This is a genomic window from Caballeronia sp. AZ7_KS35, assembly GCF_023631045.1.
Taxonomy (GTDB): domain Bacteria; phylum Pseudomonadota; class Gammaproteobacteria; order Burkholderiales; family Burkholderiaceae; genus Caballeronia; species Caballeronia zhejiangensis.
The window spans coordinates 1-1186 of the sequence record NZ_JALQDV010000090.1 but is presented as its reverse complement, the minus strand read 5'-3'; the positions used below and the strand labels follow the sequence as shown (position 1 = coordinate 1186).

Annotated in this window: 1 protein-coding gene; it reads right to left on the bottom strand. The window is 57.4% G+C overall.

What is annotated here, in order from left to right:
• Nucleotides 1–95: 95 nt before the first annotated feature.
• On the bottom strand, nucleotides 96–1186 hold a 1091-nt coding region (locus NCT05_RS36630), incomplete at its 5' end, for a SulP family inorganic anion transporter (RefSeq protein ID WP_250504796.1).

Below are 1186 nucleotides of genomic sequence, written 5' to 3'. Positions count from 1 at the left end.
GTGTACAAGCAGATCCCCTTACCGTCGCAGCAGGCTGTTCCAAGTCTGGGCAGCCAAACGCGCGAGCGATCGAGTCGAGACACTTGCCGCTACAACTAAGTTGTCAGGTCAGCGTGTAAAAACGCAATCCCGGCTCGCTTGAGCAGTTGCTGACTACGAGCCGACAGATTCGCGAATCGCAGACCCTTTCCCGCCTTCTGATACCGTTCTTTTAGAGTCTCGAGTGCAGCGATCGCAGAATGATCTGCTAGGTGCAGATGTTGGCAATCGACGATGACGGTCTCCGGATCACTTTGCGGCTTGAAAAGGTCCTGGAAATTCCCAGTAGATGCGAAGAACAAGGTGCCATGTAGGAGATAGGTCAGCGAATTATCCGCGCCATCCTTGATGTCCGCTCGGATCTCGCGGGCATGCTGCCAAGCAAAGTTCAACGCCGCAATGACAATGCCCGACAAGACCGCAACGGCCAGGTCGGTAAAGACTGTAATGACAGTAACCAGGACGATGACCAGCGCATCGTTGCGGGGCACTTTTCCGAGCACCCGGAGAGATCCCCAGGCAAAGGTCTGCTGTGCTACGACGAACATGACGCCGACAAGTGCTGCCAGAGGGATGCGTTCGATAAGCGGAGATAGAAAAAGGATGAAAAGCAGAATCATGATGCCACTTGTCGCACCGGAAACGCGACTGCGCCCCCCCGAAGTAAGGTTGATCATGGTTTGACCGATCATCGCGCAACCGCCCATGCCGCCGAAGAAACCCGAAGCCACATTCGCTATCCCGAGTGCAAGGCACTCGCGATTCGGGCGGCCGACGGTATCGGTAATGTTGTCAGTAAGATTGAATGTCAGCAGCGTCTCCAGCAAACCTACTATCGCCATGAGCAGGGCGTACGGGAACACGACTTCGAGCGTCTGCAGATCCAGGGGGACGGCGGGCAAGTGAAAGGTCGGGAAGGCGCCTGCAATGTGAGCCATGTCTCCCAGCGTTCGCGCGGGCAGTTGGAAGAACTGGCAGACCAGACCAACGCCGACAATGGCGACAAGCGCCGGCGGGATAGCCTTGGTCAGTCGCGGAAGCAGGTAGACGACGAGCATGGTCGTGGCGACCAGTCCGCACATCACCAGCAAGGGCGCGCCGTGAAGCCAGGCTTCGCCCTGGGGCGTCGCTTGCTTGAAATGCTCCA